Annotated in this window: 19 protein-coding genes; 14 read left to right on the forward strand and 5 right to left on the reverse strand. The window is 72.9% G+C overall.

What is annotated here, in order from left to right:
- Window positions 1-2 precede the first annotated feature (2 nt).
- The 3 genes from GA0115233_RS40945 to GA0115233_RS09350 all read right to left on the reverse strand — a co-directional run bounded on the left by GA0115233_RS40945 (window position 3) and on the right by GA0115233_RS09350 (window position 2394).
- On the reverse strand, window positions 3-533 hold the full coding sequence (locus GA0115233_RS40945; RefSeq protein WP_093719660.1) for a hypothetical protein: 531 nt from the start codon (window positions 531-533) through the stop codon (window positions 3-5).
- 180 nt (window positions 534-713) lie between these two features.
- Window positions 714-1592 (reverse strand): HtaA domain-containing protein, encoded by an 879-nt coding sequence (locus tag GA0115233_RS09345; RefSeq protein ID WP_093719661.1) that lies wholly within the window; start codon window positions 1590-1592, stop codon window positions 714-716.
- Between the two features lie 37 nt (window positions 1593-1629).
- The gene (locus GA0115233_RS09350) at window positions 1630-2394 is read right to left on the reverse strand and encodes a hypothetical protein (protein WP_093719662.1); all 765 of its coding nucleotides are present in this window, start codon (window positions 2392-2394) and stop codon (window positions 1630-1632) included.
- Window positions 2395-2481: 87 nt separating this feature from the next.
- On the opposite strand from GA0115233_RS09350, the gene GA0115233_RS09355 reads away from it, so the two are divergent.
- The 7 genes from GA0115233_RS09355 to GA0115233_RS09385 are packed head-to-tail and all read left to right on the forward strand — an operon-like array spanning window position 2482 to window position 9483.
- Window positions 2482-3519 (forward strand): heme/hemin ABC transporter substrate-binding protein, encoded by a 1038-nt coding sequence (locus GA0115233_RS09355; RefSeq protein WP_093719663.1) that lies wholly within the window; start codon window positions 2482-2484, stop codon window positions 3517-3519.
- Window positions 3520-3566: 47 nt separating this feature from the next.
- Window positions 3567-4400 carry a M55 family metallopeptidase gene (locus GA0115233_RS09360; protein ID WP_093719664.1) on the forward strand — a complete coding sequence of 278 codons (834 nt, stop codon included), beginning with the start codon at window positions 3567-3569 and terminating at the stop codon, window positions 4398-4400.
- On the forward strand, window positions 4393-5697 hold the full coding sequence (locus tag GA0115233_RS09365) for a M20/M25/M40 family metallo-hydrolase (protein WP_093719665.1): 1305 nt from the start codon (window positions 4393-4395) through the stop codon (window positions 5695-5697). The genes GA0115233_RS09360 and GA0115233_RS09365 overlap by 8 nt, the downstream gene beginning before the upstream one ends.
- 17 nt (window positions 5698-5714) lie before the next feature.
- Window positions 5715-7661 carry a prolyl oligopeptidase family serine peptidase gene (locus tag GA0115233_RS09370; protein WP_255310109.1) on the forward strand — a complete coding sequence of 649 codons (1947 nt, stop codon included), beginning with the start codon at window positions 5715-5717 and terminating at the stop codon, window positions 7659-7661.
- The gene (locus tag GA0115233_RS09375) at window positions 7658-8584 is read left to right on the forward strand and encodes a S66 peptidase family protein (RefSeq protein ID WP_093719667.1); all 927 of its coding nucleotides are present in this window, start codon (window positions 7658-7660) and stop codon (window positions 8582-8584) included. The genes GA0115233_RS09370 and GA0115233_RS09375 overlap by 4 nt, the downstream gene beginning before the upstream one ends.
- 55 nt (window positions 8585-8639) lie before the next feature.
- On the forward strand, window positions 8640-8894 hold the full coding sequence (locus GA0115233_RS09380) for a LapA family protein (RefSeq protein ID WP_093719668.1): 255 nt from the start codon (window positions 8640-8642) through the stop codon (window positions 8892-8894).
- 22 nt (window positions 8895-8916) lie between these two features.
- Complete coding sequence (locus GA0115233_RS09385; RefSeq protein ID WP_093719669.1) at window positions 8917-9483, forward strand: GNAT family N-acetyltransferase; 567 nt, start codon at window positions 8917-8919, stop codon at window positions 9481-9483.
- Here the strand turns inward: GA0115233_RS09385 and GA0115233_RS09390 are convergent.
- Window positions 9474-9821: a VOC family protein gene (locus tag GA0115233_RS09390; protein WP_093719670.1), complete on the reverse strand. Its 348-nt coding sequence runs from the start codon at window positions 9819-9821 to the stop codon at window positions 9474-9476. The two genes, GA0115233_RS09385 and GA0115233_RS09390, sit on opposite strands and share 10 nt — an antisense overlap.
- A 104-nt stretch (window positions 9822-9925) precedes the next feature.
- On the opposite strand from GA0115233_RS09390, the gene GA0115233_RS09395 reads away from it, so the two are divergent.
- Window positions 9926-10363 (forward strand): phage holin family protein, encoded by a 438-nt coding sequence (locus GA0115233_RS09395; protein WP_093719671.1) that lies wholly within the window; start codon window positions 9926-9928, stop codon window positions 10361-10363.
- A gap of 47 nt (window positions 10364-10410) precedes the next feature.
- On the opposite strand, the gene GA0115233_RS09400 is transcribed toward GA0115233_RS09395, so the two are convergent.
- On the reverse strand, window positions 10411-11364 hold the full coding sequence (locus GA0115233_RS09400; RefSeq protein WP_093719672.1) for a TIGR03557 family F420-dependent LLM class oxidoreductase: 954 nt from the start codon (window positions 11362-11364) through the stop codon (window positions 10411-10413).
- Window positions 11365-11542: 178 nt separating this feature from the next.
- On the opposite strand from GA0115233_RS09400, the gene GA0115233_RS09405 reads away from it, so the two are divergent.
- From GA0115233_RS09405 to GA0115233_RS09430, 6 genes are all read left to right on the forward strand, one after another.
- Window positions 11543-13156 (forward strand): NAD(P)/FAD-dependent oxidoreductase, encoded by a 1614-nt coding sequence (locus GA0115233_RS09405; RefSeq protein WP_093719673.1) that lies wholly within the window; start codon window positions 11543-11545, stop codon window positions 13154-13156.
- Window positions 13153-15000, forward strand: a complete 1848-nt coding sequence (locus GA0115233_RS09410) for a transketolase (RefSeq protein ID WP_093719674.1) — start codon at window positions 13153-13155, stop codon at window positions 14998-15000. The genes GA0115233_RS09405 and GA0115233_RS09410 overlap by 4 nt, the downstream gene beginning before the upstream one ends.
- Complete coding sequence (ligD, locus tag GA0115233_RS09415; RefSeq protein WP_176711695.1) at window positions 14997-15920, forward strand: non-homologous end-joining DNA ligase; 924 nt, start codon at window positions 14997-14999, stop codon at window positions 15918-15920. Before GA0115233_RS09410 ends, ligD begins: the two co-directional genes overlap by 4 nt.
- A gap of 80 nt (window positions 15921-16000) precedes the next feature.
- Window positions 16001-16333 (forward strand): gas vesicle protein GvpO, encoded by a 333-nt coding sequence (locus tag GA0115233_RS09420; protein WP_093719675.1) that lies wholly within the window; start codon window positions 16001-16003, stop codon window positions 16331-16333.
- A 49-nt stretch (window positions 16334-16382) separates the two neighbouring features.
- On the forward strand, window positions 16383-16817 hold the full coding sequence (locus GA0115233_RS09425; RefSeq protein ID WP_093719676.1) for a gas vesicle structural protein GvpA: 435 nt from the start codon (window positions 16383-16385) through the stop codon (window positions 16815-16817).
- Window positions 16814-17581: a GvpL/GvpF family gas vesicle protein gene (locus tag GA0115233_RS09430; protein WP_093719677.1), complete on the forward strand. Its 768-nt coding sequence runs from the start codon at window positions 16814-16816 to the stop codon at window positions 17579-17581. The genes GA0115233_RS09425 and GA0115233_RS09430 overlap by 4 nt, the downstream gene beginning before the upstream one ends.
- Window positions 17582-17587: the final 6 nt, after the last annotated feature.

The following is a 17587-nucleotide window of genomic DNA, read 5'->3' on the forward strand; positions in this document are numbered from 1 at the left end:
GGTTACTGGAAGGTGATCGGGACGTGCACGTCGTACTTGCGGTCGTTGCTGTCGAAGTGGTCGGCGCGGGTGACGACCGCGCACTCGACGTCCTCGCCGCAGACGCTGCCGTCGTCGAGGGTGGCCTTGACGTAGATGTTCACGTCGAAGGTGCCGCCGCTGCCGAACTTGGAGCTGTTGGCGAACAGTCCGCCGAAGGTGTTGTTCACCCAGTGCGAGGCGCCGGTGGAGCCGCTCTCGTCCTGGCCGCCCAGGCACGGCGTGGGCTTGGAGGCGCCGGGCGCGCCGTCGACCACGCACAGGCCGACGTAGATGCCCTGGCCGGGGTTGAAGCCGGAGCCGGTGACGTTGATGACCTGACCGGCCGCCGACGCGGTGTCGGGGGCGGTCACCGAGAGGTTGTAGGTGGTGCCGCCGTCGGTGACGGTGCGGGTCGAGGTGGCGGCGGAGGCCGAGGTGGCCAGACCCAAGGTGAGGGCGGCGGAGGCGGTGACGGCGATGCCCGCGCGGGTGGCGGTGCGAACGACTCTCATCGGGAGAGACCCCTTCTCGGGAAACGGAAAGTCCGAGTGATCGAACTTAGGTAAGGCAAACCTAAGTTGATAGAGGTGGGGCTTGTCAATGGAGGCTGAGGGGCCACAGCTGCCTTTCTTTCCCAGGCATTTGGGCATGCCGAAGGGCGGGCTGTGCGGCCCGCTCCTCGACTGCCCGCATTACGGTTTCCGCACCACGAAGCCCGCGTCGGCCCGGCGCTCACCCGAGACGCCGTACAGCTCCACGGTGTGCGCGCCCTCGACGGCGGTCGCGTACACCGGGAACTCGCGTGAGACGTGGCCCTGTTCGTCGGCGGTCACCTGGTACCGGGTGTCCTGGTCGATCGCGACCAGCAGCACCTCGCCGGGGTCGAAGCCCGTGCCGGTGACTGTCTGGGTGGTGCCGGCGGTCAACTCGGGCGAATTCACGGCGGCTTGCGGCGGCGCTTTCGCCGCTGGCGCCGAGGTGGAAGGGGCTGGCGCCGGATCCGCCTTCGGCGGCTCGGGTGTGCCGGTGCCGGTGCCGGCGCCGGTCCCCACCGTCACGTCCATCCGGCCGAGTGAAGCGCCCGGTTCGAACTCCCGTCCGCTCCATTGCGACAGCAGCTCCGCGCCCTCCTCGGTGAGGGAGGCCGTCAGGCCCGTCCAGGTCACTCCGCCGCTTCGGACAACGGTGTCGCCGGGCGCCACGTCGGCCAGGGCGAGTTCGCGCGCCTCGCCGTCCAGGGCCGTACGGGTGCGCAGTGCGCCCGAGCCGCCGTCCAGGCGCAGGCGCAGGTCCGCCAGGGGCAGCGGCGGGAGCGTCCCGACCGAGGGGGAGAGGCGCGTCGTGCCGCCCAACTCCAGGTCCAGGGCGCCGGTTTCGGGGTCTGCCGTGCCGGTTGTCGCGGGCAGCCAGGCGGGGCGGGGCGCACCGTCCAGGGCCAGTTCCGCGGAGTCCAGGGCCCAGCTGACGTAGCCGCCGGACACCTCCGTGTCCTGGGCCGCCGCGGTGCCCTGCCCCAGCAGGGCCAGCAGCGCGCCGCCGGTCACCGCGACGGCGCCGGGTCGCTTGGTCATCGTCAAGTCTCCTAGGGATTACGGGGTTGAGCGGGCGTCAGCTCGCCCGGGCCCGGCGCCTGCGTGCCCACAGCCAGGTCCAGGCGCCCGCGCCGACCAGGGCCGCCGCGGTGAGCCCGACCGGCAGTGCGACGGAACCGGTGCTGGCCAGCGGGCCCTTCGGCTCCTCCTCGTCGCGCTTGGCTCCGGAGTCGTCGCCCGTGCTTGCCGGAGCCGATGCGGAGGGGGTGGTCTTCGGCGGCGTACTGGAGTCATCGCCGCTGTCACTGCCGAACGACACCGGTATCCGGACCGTCTGGCTCTGGTCCCCGCCGCGGGTGTGGTCGTTGCGGGTGATCACCGCGCATGTCACGCCGGACTTGGTGCAGTCGGTGGTGGCGTCCTTCGCGCGCACCTTGATCCGCACGCTGAACGAGCCCTGGTGCCCGCTGCCTTCGTACGGCTCGGCCAGGCCCTCGCCGTAGGACGGCGGGTTGGACGAGACCCATGCCGACGCGCCGGACTCCCCGGACATGTCGACGCCGCCCACACAGGGGGTCGGTGTCTTCCCCGCGCCGTTGTCCACGCAGAAGGCGACGTAGATGCCCTTCTCGGTGTTGTAGCCGGAGCCGGTGACGGTCACCGTCTCGCCCGCCGGGTCCAGGCCGGAGGACTTGGACACGGTGAGTTTCTGGCCCTCGGGACCGCTCGCCGAGCCGCCCGCGGCCCACGCGGAGGCCGTCAGGGGAAGAAGGGCGACCGAGGCCGCCAGTACGGCCGTAGCGCCAACCAGCTTGCCACGTACGCCACTTGGTGATGTCACAGCACACCCCCACCACGAGATAATAAGGTAAACCTAACCTAAGTTACGGCTCAACTGCCGTGCATCCAGGGCTCGAAGGGGACAGCGATGACATTGACCGGAAGAGCACGCCGACTGGGGCCGCCCTTGGTGCTCGCCCTGACGCTGCTCACCGGCGCCTGCGGGGGCGGGACTTCGGTGTCCGGCTCGTCCGGCACCGCGCCCGCAGCCGCGAGTGAGCGGGCCGCGGCGGCCGAACGGCAATTGGCGAAGAACACCCTCCTGCCCCTGGAGGGAAAGCCTCCCACCCCGAAGCTGCCCGTCACCGTCGACTCCTCCGACGGGCGCGAGGTGACCGTGGAGGACGCCTCCCGCATCCTTCCGCTCAACGGCGGGGTCGCCGAGATCGTCTTCACCCTGGGCCTCGGCGACCGGGCCGTCGGCCGGGACATCACCGCCACCTTCGCCGAGGCCGAGAACCTGCCGCAGGTCACCAAGGCGCACGACGTCAGCGCCGAGAGCGTGCTGTCGCTGCGGCCCACCGTGGTGCTCGCCGACACCGACACCGGGCCCCGCGAGGCCATCGAGCAGATCCGGGACGCCGGGGTGCCCGTGGTCGTGCTCGATCCGGCCACGGAACTGGCCGATGTCACCACCAGGACCACCCGGATCGCCGAGGCCCTCGGTGTCCCGGCGGCGGGCAGGGCGCTGAACGCCCGGATGAGCGAGGAACTGGCCGCCGCCCGCGCCGCCGTGCCCGAGGGCAGCAGGCCCCGGGTCGCCTTCCTCTATCTGCGCGGCAGCGCGGCCGTCTATCTGATCGGCGGCAGGGGCTCGGGCGCCGACTCGCTCGTGGAGGCCGCGGGCGCCGTCGACGCGGGCAAGGAGGCCGGGTTCGACCGGCCCTTCACCCCCATCACCAGCGAGGCACTGGTGCGGGCGCGGCCCGATGTGATCCTGATGATGACCAAGGGCCTGGAGTCCGTGGGCGGTATCGACGGGCTGGTGCAGATCCCCGGAATCGCCCAGACTCCGGCCGGTATGAACCGCAGGGTCGTCGACCTGGAGGACGGCGTCCTGCTCGGCTACGGCCCGCGCACCCCGCTGGTCATAGACATCCTGGTGGACCGGCTGCACAAGACCTGACCCGACTTCCTGGCCGGGCCCGCCCGACGCGCGTAACGTGGCGGGTCATGAAGATCCTCATCAGCGCCGACATGGAGGGCGCCACCGGCGTGACCTGGCCGGCCGACGTGCTGCCGGGCACCCCGCAGTGGGAGCGCTGCCGCTCGATGTTCACCTCGGACGTCAACGCCGCCGTCCTGGGGTTCTTCGACGGGGGCGCCGACGAGGTCCTGATCAACGAGGCACACTGGACCATGCGCAACCTGCTGCTGGAGAAGCTCGACGAGCGCGCCGAGATGCTCACCGGCCGGCACAAGGCGCTGTCCATGGTCGAGGGCGTCCAGCACGGCGACGTCGACGGCATCGCCTTCGTCGGCTACCACGCGGGCGCCGGCGCGGAGGGCGTCCTCGCCCACACCTACCTCGCCAACTCCATCACCGGCGTCTGGGTCAACGACGTACGCGCCAGCGAGGGGCTGCTCAACGCCCATGTCGTGGCGGAGTACGGGGTTCCCGTCGTCCTGGTCACCGGCGACGACGTGGCCTGCGAGGACGCGCTCGGCTACGCGCCCGAGGCACCCAAGGTCGCCGTGAAGGACCATGTCTCGCGGTACGCCGCGATCTGCCGCACCCCCAGCCGGACCTTCTCCGACATCCGCGCCGCCGCCAAGGAAGGCGCGTCCCTGGCCGTCCGGCACGAACCCGTACTGGGCGGCCCCTTCACCGTCGCCGTGGAGTTCGACGCCGAGCACCTGTCGATGGCCGCGACCGTCGTCCCCGGCGTGGAGCGGATCGGGGAGCGCAAGGTGGCGTACACCAGCCCGACCATGTACGAGGGGATCCGGACCTTCAAGGCGGTCACCACGATCGTCTCGGCCGCGGTGGAGGAGCAGTATGGCTGACCGGCAGGCACTGGAGGAGGTCGTGACGTTCACGTCCGACCTCATCCGCTTCGACACCACCAACCGGGGCGGCGGCGACTGCCAGGAGCGGCCCGCCGCCGAGTACGCGGCCGCCCGGCTCGCCGAGGCCGGGATCGAGCCGACCCTGCTGGAGCGCACCAAGGGCCGCACCAACGTCGTCGCCCGCATCGAGGGCAGCGACCCGGGCGCGGACGCGCTGCTGCTGCACGGTCATCTGGACGTGGTGCCCGCCGAGGCCGACGACTGGAGCGTGCACCCCTTCTCCGGGGAGATCCGGGACGGGGTCGTGTGGGGGCGCGGCGCCGTCGACATGAAGAACATGGACGCGATGATCCTCGCCGTCGCCCGATTCTGGGCCCGCGAGGGCGTGCGGCCCCGGCGCGACATCGTGATCGCGTTCACCGCCGACGAGGAGGCCAGCGCCGAGGACGGTTCGGGCTTTCTCGCCGACCGGCACCCGGAGCTGTTCGAGGGCTGCACCGAGGGCGTCAGCGAGTCCGGCGCGTTCACCTTCCACGACGGCAGCGGACGCGAGCTGTACCCCATCGCCGCGGGCGAGCGGGGCACCGGCTGGCTGAAGCTCACCGCGCGCGGCCGGGCCGGGCACGGCTCCAAGGTCAACCGGGACAACGCGGTCACCCGCCTCGCCGCCGCCGTCGCCCGCATCGGCGAGCACCAGTGGCCGCTCCGGCTCACCCCGACCGTGCGCGCCGCCCTCACCGAACTCGCCGCCGTCTACGGCATCGCACCCGACCTGGACGACGTGGACGGGCTGCTGAAGAAGCTCGGACCGGCCGCCTCCCTGGTCGAGGCGACCATCCGCAACAGCGCCAACCCGACCATGCTGGACGCCGGTTACAAGGTGAACGTCATCCCCGGCACGGCCGTCGCCCACGTCGACGGACGCTACCTGCCGGGCGGCGAGGAGGAGTTCCGCGCCACCCTCGACGCACTCACCGGCGACGACGTGGACTGGGAGTACCACCACCGCGAAGTGGCCCTCCAGGCACCCGTGGACGCGCCGACGTTCGCGAAGATGCGGGCGGCCGTGCAGGAGTTCGCGCCCGAAGGGCATGTCGTGCCGTACTGCATGTCCGGCGGCACCGACGCCAAGCAGTTCTCCCGGCTCGGCATCACCGGGTACGGGTTCGCGCCGCTGAAGCTCCCCGAGGGCTTCGACTACCAGGCCCTCTTCCACGGCGTCGACGAACGCGTCCCCGTCGAGGCCCTGCACTTCGGCGTCCGGGTGCTGGACCGCTTCCTGCGGACGGCGTAGGCGAGTTGGGGGAGAACGTGCACACCTTGCCCTACGGTTCCTGGCCCTCGCCCATCGGCGCGTCCCTGGCCGCCGCGCACGACGGGCACCCCGAGTACGCCGGCTTCGTCGGCGACGAGGTCTGGTGGACCGAGCCGCGCCCCGCCGAGGGCGGCCGCCGCGCCCTCGTCCGCCGCCGCGCCGACGGCACCCAGGAGTCCGTGCTCCCGCCGCCGTGGAACGTGCGCAGCCGGGTCATCGAGTACGGCGGACAGCCCTGGGCCGGAGCCGTGGTGGACGGCGAACCGCTGGTGGTGTTCGCGCACTTCGCCGACCAGCGGCTCTACCGATACGCGCCCGGCGGCGAACCGGTCCCGCTCACCCCTGTGTCCGAGGTCGGCGGCGGACTGCGCTGGGTCGAACCGCAGATCCTGCTCGACCGGGGCGAAGTGTGGTGCGTCCTGGAGGAGTTCACCGGGGAGGGGCCCACCGATGTGCGGCGCGTCCTGGCCGCCGTACCGCTGGACGGATCGGCCGCCGGGGACCGGGCGGCCGTGCGCGAACTCACCGACGACGCGCACCGGTTCGTCACCGGGCCGCGCCTGTCGCCGGACGGGCGGCGGGCGGCCTGGCTGGCCTGGGACCATCCGCGGATGCCGTGGGACGGCACCGAACTGATCGTCGCCGAGGTCGGCGAGCGGCTGACCGGCGCGCGCACCGTGTCGGGCGGGCCCGAGGAGTCGATCGCGCAGGCCGACTGGGCCCCGGACGGCTCCCTGCTGTACACGAGCGACCGCAGCGGCTGGTGGAACCTCTACCGCGACGGGCGGCCCCTGTGCCCGCGCGAGGAGGAGTTCGGCGGGCCGCTGTGGAAGCTCGGCCACCGCTGGTTCGCCCCGCTGGAGAGCGGACTGATCGCCGTCGTGCACGGCCGCGGCGCCACCGCGCTCGGCATCCTGGACCCCGAGACCGGCGAGGTCGTCGACGCGGCCGGACCCTGGACCGAGTTCTCGCCCACCCTCGCCGTGCTCGGCGAACGGGTCGTCTCCGTCGGGGCCAGCCCGCGCAGCGCCCACGAGGTCGTCGAACTGGACACCCGCACCGGACGGGCCCGCGTGATCGGCGCCGAGCACCAGGACCCCGTGGACCCCTCCTACTACCCCGAACCGCAGATCCGCACCTTCACCGGACCGGCCGGACGGGAGATCCACGCGCACGTCTACCCGCCGCACAACCCCGGCTGTATCGACCCGAGCGGACGGCCCGCCCCGTACGTCGTCTGGGCGCACGGCGGACCCACCGGGCGGGCACCGCTCGTACTGGACCTGGAGATCGCCTACTTCACCTCGCGCGGCATCGGCGTCGCCGAGGTCAACTACGGCGGCTCCACCGGATACGGCCGCGCCTACCGCGAGCGGCTGCGCGAGCAGTGGGGCGTCGTCGACGTCGAGGACTGCGCGGCCGTCGCGCTGGCCCTCGCCGACGAGGGCACCGCCGACCGGGACCGGCTCGCCGTGCGCGGCGGCAGTGCGGGCGGCTGGACCGCGGCGGCCTCCCTGGCGAGCACCGACGTCTACGCCTGCGGCACGATCATCTACCCCATCCTCGACCTCGCCGCCTGGGCCGACGGGGAGACCCACGACTTCGAGTCCCAGTACCTGGAGAGCCTGGTCGGACCGCGCGCGGAGGTGCCCGGACGGTACGCCGAGCGCTCGCCGAGCGAGCACGCCGAGCGGATCACCGCGCCGTTCCTGCTGCTCCAGGGACTGGACGACGTGATCTGCCCGCCCGCCCAGTGCGAGCGGTTCCTGGCCCGGATGGCGGGCCGCCGGGTGCCGCACGCCTACATCGCCTTCGAGGGCGAGGGCCACGGCTTCCGGCGGGCCGAGACCATGGTGCGTGCCCTGGAGGCCGAGCTGTCCCTCTACGCTCAGGTCTTCGGCATCGACCCGCCCGGCATCCCGACCCTGGAGCTCGCCAAGTGAACCAGCCCCTGCTGCGCCCGCACCGCCTCGCCCCCGGCGCCCGCGTCGCCGTCGTCGCGACCAGCGGGCCCGTGCCCGAGGAACGGCTCCAGGCCGGGCTCGACATCCTGCGCGGCTGGGACCTCGACCCGGTGGTGGCACCGCACGTGCTCGACCGCCACCCCGAGTTCGGCTACCTCGCCGGGACCGACGCCGACCGGGCCGCCGACCTGCAGAACGCCTGGTGCGACCCGTCCGTCGACGCCGTGCTGTGCGCCCGCGGCGGCTACGGCGCCCAGCGCATGGTCGAACTGCTCGACTGGGAGGCCATGCGCGCCGCCGGACCCAAGGTGTTCGTCGGGTTCTCCGACCTCACCGTGCTGCACGAGGCGTTCGCCCGGCGCCTGGGCCTGGCGACCCTGCACGGGCCGATGGCGGCGGGCGCCGACTTCGTCAAGAGCACCGTCGCCCAGGAGCACCTGAGGGCCACCCTGTTCGCCCCGGAGACGGTCCTCCGGATCGCCTCCCGCGGCCGCACGGTCGTCCCCGGCCGGGCCCGCGGGGTCACCCTCGGCGGCTGCCTGGCCCTGCTCGCCGCCGAGGTCGGCACCCCGCACGCCCGCCCGTCCGCGCGCGGGGGACTGCTGTGCCTGGAGGACGTGGGCGAGGACACCTACCGCATCGACCGGTACCTCACCCAGCTCCTGCGCGCGGGCTGGTTCGACGGCGTGCAAGGGCTGCTGCTCGGCTCCTGGGCGGACTGCGAGCCCTACGAGGTGCTGCGCCCCCTGCTCCTGGACCGGCTCGCCGGGCTCGGGGTGCCGGTGGTGGAGGAGTTCGGCTTCGGGCACTGCCCGGACGCCCTGACGATCCCCTTCGGCGTGGCCGCGGCACTGGACGCCGACGCGGGCACCCTGACCCTGGACGAGCCCGCCCTGCGCTGACCCGCCGGACCGGCCTCACCATGCGTGACGAGGGCATCGGGCGCACCCTGGGGGTATGAGCCCGAAGACCACCGAGACAGGCACCGGGACCGGCCGGAAGGGCGGCACTCGGAACCCGGCCCTCACCCCCGGCCGCATCGCCGTGCTGGTGCTGGCCGTCCTGGCCCTGATCTTCATCTTCGAGAACACCCAGAAGACCGAGATCCGCCTGCTGATCCCCGTGGTGACGATGCCGCTGTGGACGGCGCTGCTCGGCATGGGTGTCATCGGCGCCCTCTTCGGGGCGTACTTCATGCGGCGGCGCAAGTAGCGGACGGCCGTACCCTGGCGGGATGCCGCACATCGCACCCCGCTTTCTCGCCGAGGGCCCACGCGTGGGCATACGGCCCTTCCGGCTCGACGACGCCGCCGAGTTCACCGCCCGGGCCCGGGAGAGCAAGGACCTGCACCGGCCGTGGCTCTTCCCGCCCGACAACGAGGCGGACTACGCCGCCTACGCGCGGACGCTGATCGAGGACCCGGCCAGGGCGGGGTTCCTGGTCTGCGAGAAGGCCGCCGAGGACGCCGTCGCCGGCTTCGTCAACATCAACAACATCGTCCGCGGCGCCTTCCAGTCCGGCGCCCTCGGCTACGGCGCCTTCGCGCACGCGGCCGGACGCGGACTGATGCGGGAAGCGCTGGGACTCGTCGTACGGCATGCCTTCGGCGCGCTGGGGCTGCACCGGCTGGAGATCAACGTGCAGCCCGGCAACACCGCCTCCATCGCCCTGGCCCGCGCCTGCGGATTCCGGCTGGAGGGCTTCTCCCCGGCCATGCTCCACATCGACGGGGCCTGGCGGGACCACCAGCGCTGGGCGCTCACCGCGGAGACGGTGCGGGGCGGGGTGTCTCAGGTCTGACGGTCCACGTACTCGTACACCGCGCCGTCCGGGTGCATCGCGATCAGGTTCCGGCCCGCCGGGGTCGGCACCGGGCCCGCGATCACCCGGGCGCCCAGCTCCACGAGCACGTCACGGGCCTCCTCGACGTTCTTCACGGCGATCGTGGCGGCGACCTTGCGCAGCACCTCCAGCTCCTCCGCGGGGCCGCTCATCAGCAGGAAGCAGCCGACCGCGGCCACCTGCACGCCGCCGCGCTCGAAGCGCAGGGCGCGGCCGCCCGCCAGGCGCTCGTAGAAGGGGACCGCGGCCTCCAGGTCGTCGACGCAGACACGCAGCGTGGCTCCCAGAATCTCCATGGGAGGGAGCCTAGTTGGGCCGTGGCCGGGGTGGAGATCGATTCGCGTGATCTCCACGGGGTGGCTCCCCGTTAGGGGTCCGGTGCGGTGGGTACCCGGCGGCCATGAAGCGCTTGGATCACCTCGAACACCTGGACAAGCATCTGGCCGACGAACTCGCGCAGGTGGCGCGCGAGACGATCCGCGAGGAACTGCGCGAGCAGACCCGCAGGCAGCGCCGCAGGGCGATGCTCTACGCCGCCTCCGGCACCGTCGCCCTCTACGCGGGCGCGGCCCTTGCCCTCGCCGTGGGCCTGGCCCTGGCCGTCGCCCTGCCCGGCTGGGCCGCGGCGCTGATCACCGCGGCGCTCCTGGGGGTCGTGGCGTACCTGCTGCGCGGCGCGGCCCGGCCCACCCACACCGGCTCACCGGCCGCCCACACACCGGCCACGCCGCCGAGCGGCCTCGGCACGCCGTACCCGCCGATGCCGGACGAGGACCCGGAGGTCCCGCCGACCCCCGCGAACGAGATCGACCCCGAGCAGCCGCACCACCGGGCGTAGGCCGGACACGGCCTGGCGCCCGGTGGTCCCGCGGTGGTCCCGCCCGCCTACTGGACCCGCGGCAGCACCTTCGTGCGGTAGAAGTCGAAGAAGCCGCGCTGATCGGGACCGATCTGGCTGACGTAGACACGGTCGAAGCCGGCCTCGCTGAAGGCCTCCAGCGCCGCCACGTGCTCGTCCGGGTCGTCCCCGCACACCGAGTTCTCGCTCACCGCCTGCTCGGTGACCAGCGGTGCCAGCTGCTCGAAGTGGCGCGGGGAGGGCAGGATCTGGCCCATCTCGCCGGGCAGGAACTGATTCGACCACAGGCGGCGCACCGTACGTACCGCCTCGTCGCGGTCGGTGCCGTAGCAGACCTTCAGTCCGCCGCTCACCGGCTTCGCACCGCCGCCGCCCTTGCGGAAGCGGGCGACCATGTCCGCGTCCGGCCCCATCGTGATGTAGCCGTCGCCCACCCGGGCCGCCAGCGCCGTCGCCGCCGGGCCGAAGCCGGAGATGTCGATCGGGACGGGCTCGTCGGGGACCGTGTACAGGCGGGCGTTCTCCACCCGGTAGTGGGTGCCGTAGTGCGTGACCTCCTCGCCCGTGAACAGGCGGCGCATCACCAGGACCGCCTCCTCCAGCATCTCCAGGCGCTGCTGCGCGGGGGGCCACACATGGCCGAGGATGTGCTCGTTCAGCGCCTCACCGGTGCCCACGCCGAGCCGGAACCGTCCGCCCGTCATCACCGCCGTGGTGGCCGCCGCCTGCGCGACCACCGCCGGGTGGATCCGTACCGTCGGGCAGGTCACGGCCGTCTCCACGGGCAGTGACACCGCCTCCGACAGCGCGCCGATCACCGACCACACGAAGGGGCTCTCGCCCTGCGCGTCGTTCCACGGGTGGTAGTGGTCCGAGATCCACAGCGACCGGAAACCGGCCTGTTCCGCCATCCTCGCCTGTTCGACGAGTTCGGCCGGCCGGAACTCCTCGCACGACAGGAAGTAGCCGTACTGGGGCATGGGGGACTCCTCCGGGACTGCCGCCGGGGGCGGCGGGACGGGGCAGCCGTCCGGGTACCCGGTGGCGGCGGGGGAAACCGCGCCGCCCCGTCGCACGTTTGGCCGCCCCGGCGCGGGGGACGCGGAAGGCTCCCAGGTACGCGACGGACGAGCTGTCGAGAGGCCGGAGGCCCCCATTGTGAGTCGACCCCGCATCGTGATCGTCGGAGCCGGGTTCGCCGGGTACCGGACGGCCCGCGCGCTGTCCCGGCTCACCCGCGGCCGTGCCGAGATCACCCTGCTCAACCCGACCGACTACTTCCTGTACCTGCCCCTGCTGCCCCAGGTGGCCGCGGGCATCCTGGAACCACGCCGGGTGACCGTCTCCCTCTCCGGCACGCTGCCGCGCGTACGGCTGGTGCTCGGCGAGGCGGACGGCATCGACCTCGACGCACGCACCGTGCACTACGAGGGCCCCGAGGGCGACCCCGGCACTCTGGCCTACGACCGGCTGGTACTGGCCGCCGGCAGCGTCAACAAGCTGCTGCCGGTCCCCGGCGTCGCCGAGCACGCGCACGGCTTCCGCGGCCTGCCCGAGGCCCTGTACCTGCGCGACCACGTCACCCGGCAGGTGGAGCTGGCGGCCGCCGAGGACGACCCGAAGAGCTGCGCGGCACGCTGCACGTTCGTGGTCGTGGGCGCCGGATACACCGGCACCGAGGTCGCCGCACAGGGGCAGCTCTTCACCGACGCCCAGGTGCGCAGGCACCCCCTGCGCAGCGGCATGCGGCCGCGCTGGCTGCTGCTGGACATCGCCGACCGGGTACTGCCCGAACTGGACCGACGGCTCTCCCGCACCGCCGGCAAGGTGCTGCGCGAACGCGGCGTAGACGTCCGCACCGGCACCTCCGTGAAGGAGGCCACGCCGGGCGGAGTACTGCTGAGCGACGGCGAGTTCGTCGACACCCGCACCCTGGTGTGGTGCGTGGGCGTACGGCCCGACCCGCTCGCCGAGTCGCTCGGGCTGCCGCTGGAACGCGGACGGCTCCTGGTCGATCCGTACCTGAGCGTGCCGGGCCGTCCCGAGCTGTTCGCCTGCGGTGACGCCGCGGCCGTACCGGATCTGGAGAACCCGGGCGGGTACACCCCGATGACCGCGCAGCACGCCTGGCGGCAGGGCAGCACCGCCGCGCGCAACGTGGCGGCCTCGCTCGGCATCGGGGAGAGCCGCCCGTACCGCCACCGCGACCTCGGCTTCGTCGTCGACCTCGGCGGAGTGAAGGCCGCCGCCAACCCGCTCGGCATCCCGCTGTCCGGGGTCGCCGCGGGCGCGGTCACCCGCGGCTACCACCTCGCCGCCATGCCGGGCAACCGCGTCCGGGTCGCCGCCGACTGGCTCCTGGACGCCGTACTGCCGCGCCAGGCGGTCCAGTTGGGCCTCGTGCGGTCCTGGTCGGTGCCGCTGGACACGGCGTCACCGGAGCTGGCGCGGGTTCCGGGCCGACCGGACAAGCACGTGGAGGAACCCATGCACGAGCCTGCGAAGAGCCAGCCCGGCGGGGAGCCTGCGAGGAATCAGGCGGGCGGCGAGCCTGCGAGGAACCAGCCCGGTGGCGAGCCTGCGAGGAACCAGCCCGGTGGCGAGCCCGCGAAGAACCAGCCCGGTGGCGAGCCCGCGAAGAACCAGCCCGGCGGTGAGCCCGCCAAGAACCAGCCCGTTGGCCCCGGCCGCACCGAACCGCCCGGACCCGTCCGGCAGCAGGATCTGCCGTCCGCGGCGGACTCCGGCACGTCCGCGGAAGGAGACTCATGAACACCGCCGAACTCGTCGACCTGGGACAGCAGTTGCGGGTGGACAGCGTGCGCGCCTCCGCCGCCGCCGGATCCGGGCACCCCACCTCCTCCATGTCCGCAGCCGACCTGATGGCCGTCCTGCTCGCCCACCACTTCCACTACGACCCGGACCGCCCCGCCCACCCCGGCAACGACCGCTTCGTGCTGTCCAAGGGACACGCCTCGCCGCTGATGTACGCCGCGTTCAAGGCGGCCGGACTGATCGACGACGCCGAACTGCTCACCTTCCGCGCCCTGGGCAGCGCCCTCGAAGGGCACCCCACACCCCGGCGGCTGCCCTGGGTCGAGACGGCCACCGGATCGCTCGGGCAGGGACTGCCGGTCGGCGTCGGCATCGCGCTCGCCGGCGCGCGTCTGGACCGCACCGGCTACCGGGTGTGGGTGCTGTGCGGGGACAGCGAGCTGGCCGAGGGCTCGGTGTGGGAGGCGGCCGAGCAGGCGGCGTACGAGCATCTGGACAACCTCACCGCGATCGTCGACGTCAACCGGCTCGGCCAGCGCGGACCCACCCGGCACGGCCACGACCTGGACGCCTACGCCCGGCGTTTCGCCGCCTTCGGCTGGCACACCGTCGAGGTCGACGGGCACGACGTCGACGCGATCGACCGCGCCTGCGCCGAGGCCCGCTCCACCAAGGGACAGCCCACCGTGATCCTGGCCCGCACCCTCAAGGGCAAGGGCGTCGCGTCCGTCGAGGACCGCGAGGGACTGCACGGCAAGCCGCTGAAGGACGCCGACGAAGCCGTCGCCGAACTCGGCGGGCGCCGCGACCACCGGATCCGGCTCCAGGAACCGCCCGACGTCCGCATGCTGCACGCCGTACGCACCGGCGACTACGAACTGCCCGCCTGGGACCTCGGCGAGGAGGTACCCACCCGGGACGCCTACGGCAAGGCGCTCACCGCACTCGGCACCGGACGCGGCGACGTGGTCGCCCTGGACGGCGAGGTCGGCGACTCCACCCGCGCGGAACTCTTCGCCAAGGAACACCCCGACCGCTACTTCGAGTGCTACATCGCCGAGCAGCAGATGGTCGCCGCCGCGGTGGGTCTCGCCAGCCGCGGCTGGGTGCCGTACGCCGCCACCTTCGCGGCCTTCCTCACCCGCGCCCACGACTTCGTGCGGATGGCCTCGATCAGCGGCTCCGGGATCAACCTCGTCGGCTCGCACGCGGGCGTCGCCATCGGCCAGGACGGGCCCTCGCAGATGGGTCTGGAGGATCTGGCGATGATGCGCGCGGTGCACGGCTCGACCGTGCTGTACCCGTGCGACGCCAACCAGACCGCCCGGCTCGTCGCCACCATGGCCGGCCTGGACGGCATCCGCTATCTGCGCACCTCGCGCGGCAAGACCCCGGTGCTCTACCCGCCCGACGAGGAGTTCCCGGTCGGCGGCAGCAAGGTGCTGCGCTCCTCCGGGGCCGACCGGCTGACCCTGGTCGCCGCCGGGGTCACCGTGCACGAGGCCCTGGACGCCGCCGAACTGCTGGAGCGCGAGGGCATCGCGGCGCGGGTGATCGACCTGTACTCGGTCAAACCCGTCGACCGGACCGCCCTGCGCCGGGCCGCCGAGGAGACCGGCTGTCTGATCACCGTGGAGGACCACCGCGAGGAGGGCGGCCTCGGCGACGCCGTCCTGGACGCGTTCACCGACGGGCGCCCGGTGCCCCGGCTGGTACGGCTCGCGGTGCGCACCATGCCCGGCTCCGCCTCGCCCGACGAACAGCTCCACGCCGCCGGCATCGACGCGGAGTCGATCGCGGTGGCCGCCCGGCTGCTGGTGGCGGAGGCGATCGTGCCGTGAGCGACGACGACGTGCGCAGGGTGCGTGCCGGGCGGCGCACGGTCGAGGTCCACCGGCCCGGCAAGGTGCTCTTCCCCGCGGGCGACGGCGCCGCGGAGTACACCAAGGGCGACCTGGCCGACTACTACCGGTCCGTCGCCCGGTTCATGCTGCCGCACCTGCGGGGCCGTCCGCTGATGCTGGAACGGCACCCGGACGGGCTCGACGGGCCCCGGTTCATGCAGAAGAACACACCGGAGAGCTACCCGGACTGGGTCCGCCGGGTCGAGGTGGCCAAGGAGGGCGGCACGGTGTGCCACACCGTCTGCGACGACACCGCCACGCTCGTCCTCCTCGCCGACCAGGCCGCCGTCACCCCGCACCGCTGGCTGTCGCGGACCGGGAGCCTCGACCGTCCCGACCGGATGGTCTTCGACCTGGACCCGGCCGGGGACGACTTCGAGCCGGTCCGTGAGGCGGCCCGGCTGCTCGGCGGACTGCTGGACGAACTCGGCCTGCCCACCGCCCTGATGACGACCGGCTCGCGCGGCCTGCACGTCGTGGTGCCGCTGAACGGCCGTCACGACTTCGACGAGGTACGGCAGTTCGCCCGTGACACCGCCGACACGCTCGCCGCCGCCCACCCGGACCGGCTGACCACCGCCGCCCGCAAGAAGGAACGCGGCGACCGGCTCTATCTCGACGTCCAGCGAAACGCCTACGCGCAGACGGCGGTTGCCCCCTTCGCCGTACGCGCGAAGCCCGGCGCCCCCGTCGCCGTGCCCGTCGAGTGGAGCGCCCTGGACGACCCCGGCCTGCACGCCCGCCGGTGGACGATCAACGACGCCGCCGACCAGGCCCGCAGCGACCCGTGGGCCGGAGCGCCGGCCCGCGGCCGTGCCCTCGGACCGGCCCGGCGCAGGCTCGACGCGCTGAGGTGACCGGACGTGACCGAGCAACCCCAACCGCCCCGAGGGGTTTGGTCAACGCTCCTCGGGCCACTCGGCGGAACGAGGCGCCCATGAATGATTCACAGAACACACCCAAGTCAGCCAAGAAGGGCACGGACGGGACGGAAGACCGGCCGACCCCGATGGAGGTACTGCGTCAGGCGCGCGCCCAGCTCACCGAGCTGACCGGCAAGTCCGCCGAGACGGTGTCGTCCTTCGAGCGAACGGAGGACGGCTGGACCGTCGAGATCGAGGTCCTGGAGCTGGAACGTGTCCCCGACACGATGAGCCTGCTGGCCGGATACCAGGTCGACCTCGACCCCGAGGGCCGGCTCACCGGCTACCGCCGCGTCCGCCGCTACGAGCGGGGGCGTTCCGACGCACATCGGTCCGGCGGTCACTAGACCGCCTTCCCGCACCCGCCCGAGCAACCGGCAAGGAGGAAGGTCCGACATGACCGTTGTCCCCGCACAGAACACGGGCGGAGGCGGAGGTGGCTCCAGCGGCCTCTACGACGTCCTGGAGCTCATCCTGGACAGGGGGCTCGTGATCGACGCGTTCATCCGGGTGTCCCTGGTGGGCATCGAGATCCTGAAGATCGACGTGAGGGTCGTCGTCGCCAGCGTCGACACCTATCTGCGCTTCGCCGAGGCCTGCAACCGGCTGGACCTGGAGGCCGGCCCGCGCAAGCCGCCCGGGCTGACCGAGGTCGTCGGCGAGATCACCGAGTCCGGCGCCCGCGGCAAGTCCAAGGGCGCGCTCTCCGGAGCCGCGGAGACCGTCTCCGACGCCTTCCGGCAGGCCCGTGACGAGGGCAAGGAGAAGTCCGAGTCCCGGCCCCGCACCCGCAAGGCCACCTCGGCGCGCCGGAAGGAGGAGCAGGAGTGAGTACGTACGTGTACGGCATCACCACGAGCTCCCACCCCGCGCTGCCGAAGGACATCTCCGGGGTCGGCGACCCGCCGCTCCCGGTCCGGGTCCTCACCACGGACGGCCTGGCCGCCCTGGTCAGCGACGCGCCCGAGAACCTGCGCCCCAAGCGCCGGGACCTGCTCGCCCACCAGAGCGTCCTCGCCGAGGTCGGGTCGGACGGCTGCGTGCTGCCCATGCGGTTCGGCAGCCTCGCCCCGGACGACGAGACGGTCACATCCGTACTCGCCGAGCGGGCCGAGCACTACCAGGAGCGGCTGCGCACGCTAGACGGCAAGGTCGAGTACAACATCAAGGCCACCCACGACGAGGAGGCCGTACTCCACCGGGTGATGTCGCAGAACGCCGACATCCGCGCCATGACCGAGGCCAACCGGCAGGCGGGCGGCGGAAGTTACGAGCAGAAGCTGCGGCTCGGCGAGATGGTCGTGGCCGCAGTCAAGGCACAGGAGGCCGAGGACGCCGACGCGGTCCTGAGCGCCCTGGAGGGCGAGGCGGAGGCGGTGAGCACCGGCCCGGAGTCCTCCGGCTGGCTCGCCAACGTCTCCTTCCTGGTGCCCAGGGACGCCGCCGGAACGTTCCTGTCGGCCGTCGAGGAGCTGCGCGAGAGCCTGCCCCACCTGCAGGTACGGGTGAACGGGCCGCTGCCGCCGTACAGCTTCGTCGAACCCGGTCCGGACCGGCACACGGGTGAGGCGCGGGCGGACTTCGCCCAGGAGTGAGCGGGA

Source organism: Streptomyces sp. DI166, from assembly GCF_900091315.1.
Classification (GTDB): domain Bacteria; phylum Actinomycetota; class Actinomycetes; order Streptomycetales; family Streptomycetaceae; genus Streptomyces; species Streptomyces fuscus.

Excerpts from the sequence above, each read along its gene's own strand:
- GA0115233_RS40945 (WP_093719660.1), bottom strand. The coding sequence starts at position 533 with ATGAGAGTCGTTCGCACCGCCACCCGCGCGGGCATCGCCGTCACCGCC.
- GA0115233_RS09345 (WP_093719661.1), bottom strand. The coding sequence starts at position 1,592 with ATGACCAAGCGACCCGGCGCCGTCGCGGTGACCGGCGGCGCGCTGCTG.
- GA0115233_RS09355 (WP_093719663.1), top strand. The coding sequence starts at position 2,482 with ATGACATTGACCGGAAGAGCACGCCGACTGGGGCCGCCCTTGGTGCTC.
- GA0115233_RS09360 (WP_093719664.1), top strand. The coding sequence starts at position 3,567 with ATGAAGATCCTCATCAGCGCCGACATGGAGGGCGCCACCGGCGTGACC.
- GA0115233_RS09365 (WP_093719665.1), top strand. The coding sequence starts at position 4,393 with ATGGCTGACCGGCAGGCACTGGAGGAGGTCGTGACGTTCACGTCCGAC.
- GA0115233_RS09380 (WP_093719668.1), top strand. The coding sequence starts at position 8,640 with ATGAGCCCGAAGACCACCGAGACAGGCACCGGGACCGGCCGGAAGGGC.
- GA0115233_RS09385 (WP_093719669.1), top strand. The coding sequence starts at position 8,917 with ATGCCGCACATCGCACCCCGCTTTCTCGCCGAGGGCCCACGCGTGGGC.
- GA0115233_RS09390 (WP_093719670.1), bottom strand. The coding sequence starts at position 9,821 with ATGGAGATTCTGGGAGCCACGCTGCGTGTCTGCGTCGACGACCTGGAG.
- GA0115233_RS09395 (WP_093719671.1), top strand. The coding sequence starts at position 9,926 with ATGAAGCGCTTGGATCACCTCGAACACCTGGACAAGCATCTGGCCGAC.
- GA0115233_RS09400 (WP_093719672.1), bottom strand. The coding sequence starts at position 11,364 with ATGCCCCAGTACGGCTACTTCCTGTCGTGCGAGGAGTTCCGGCCGGCC.
- GA0115233_RS09410 (WP_093719674.1), top strand. The coding sequence starts at position 13,153 with ATGAACACCGCCGAACTCGTCGACCTGGGACAGCAGTTGCGGGTGGAC.
- GA0115233_RS09420 (WP_093719675.1), top strand. The coding sequence starts at position 16,001 with ATGAATGATTCACAGAACACACCCAAGTCAGCCAAGAAGGGCACGGAC.
- GA0115233_RS09425 (WP_093719676.1), top strand. The coding sequence starts at position 16,383 with ATGACCGTTGTCCCCGCACAGAACACGGGCGGAGGCGGAGGTGGCTCC.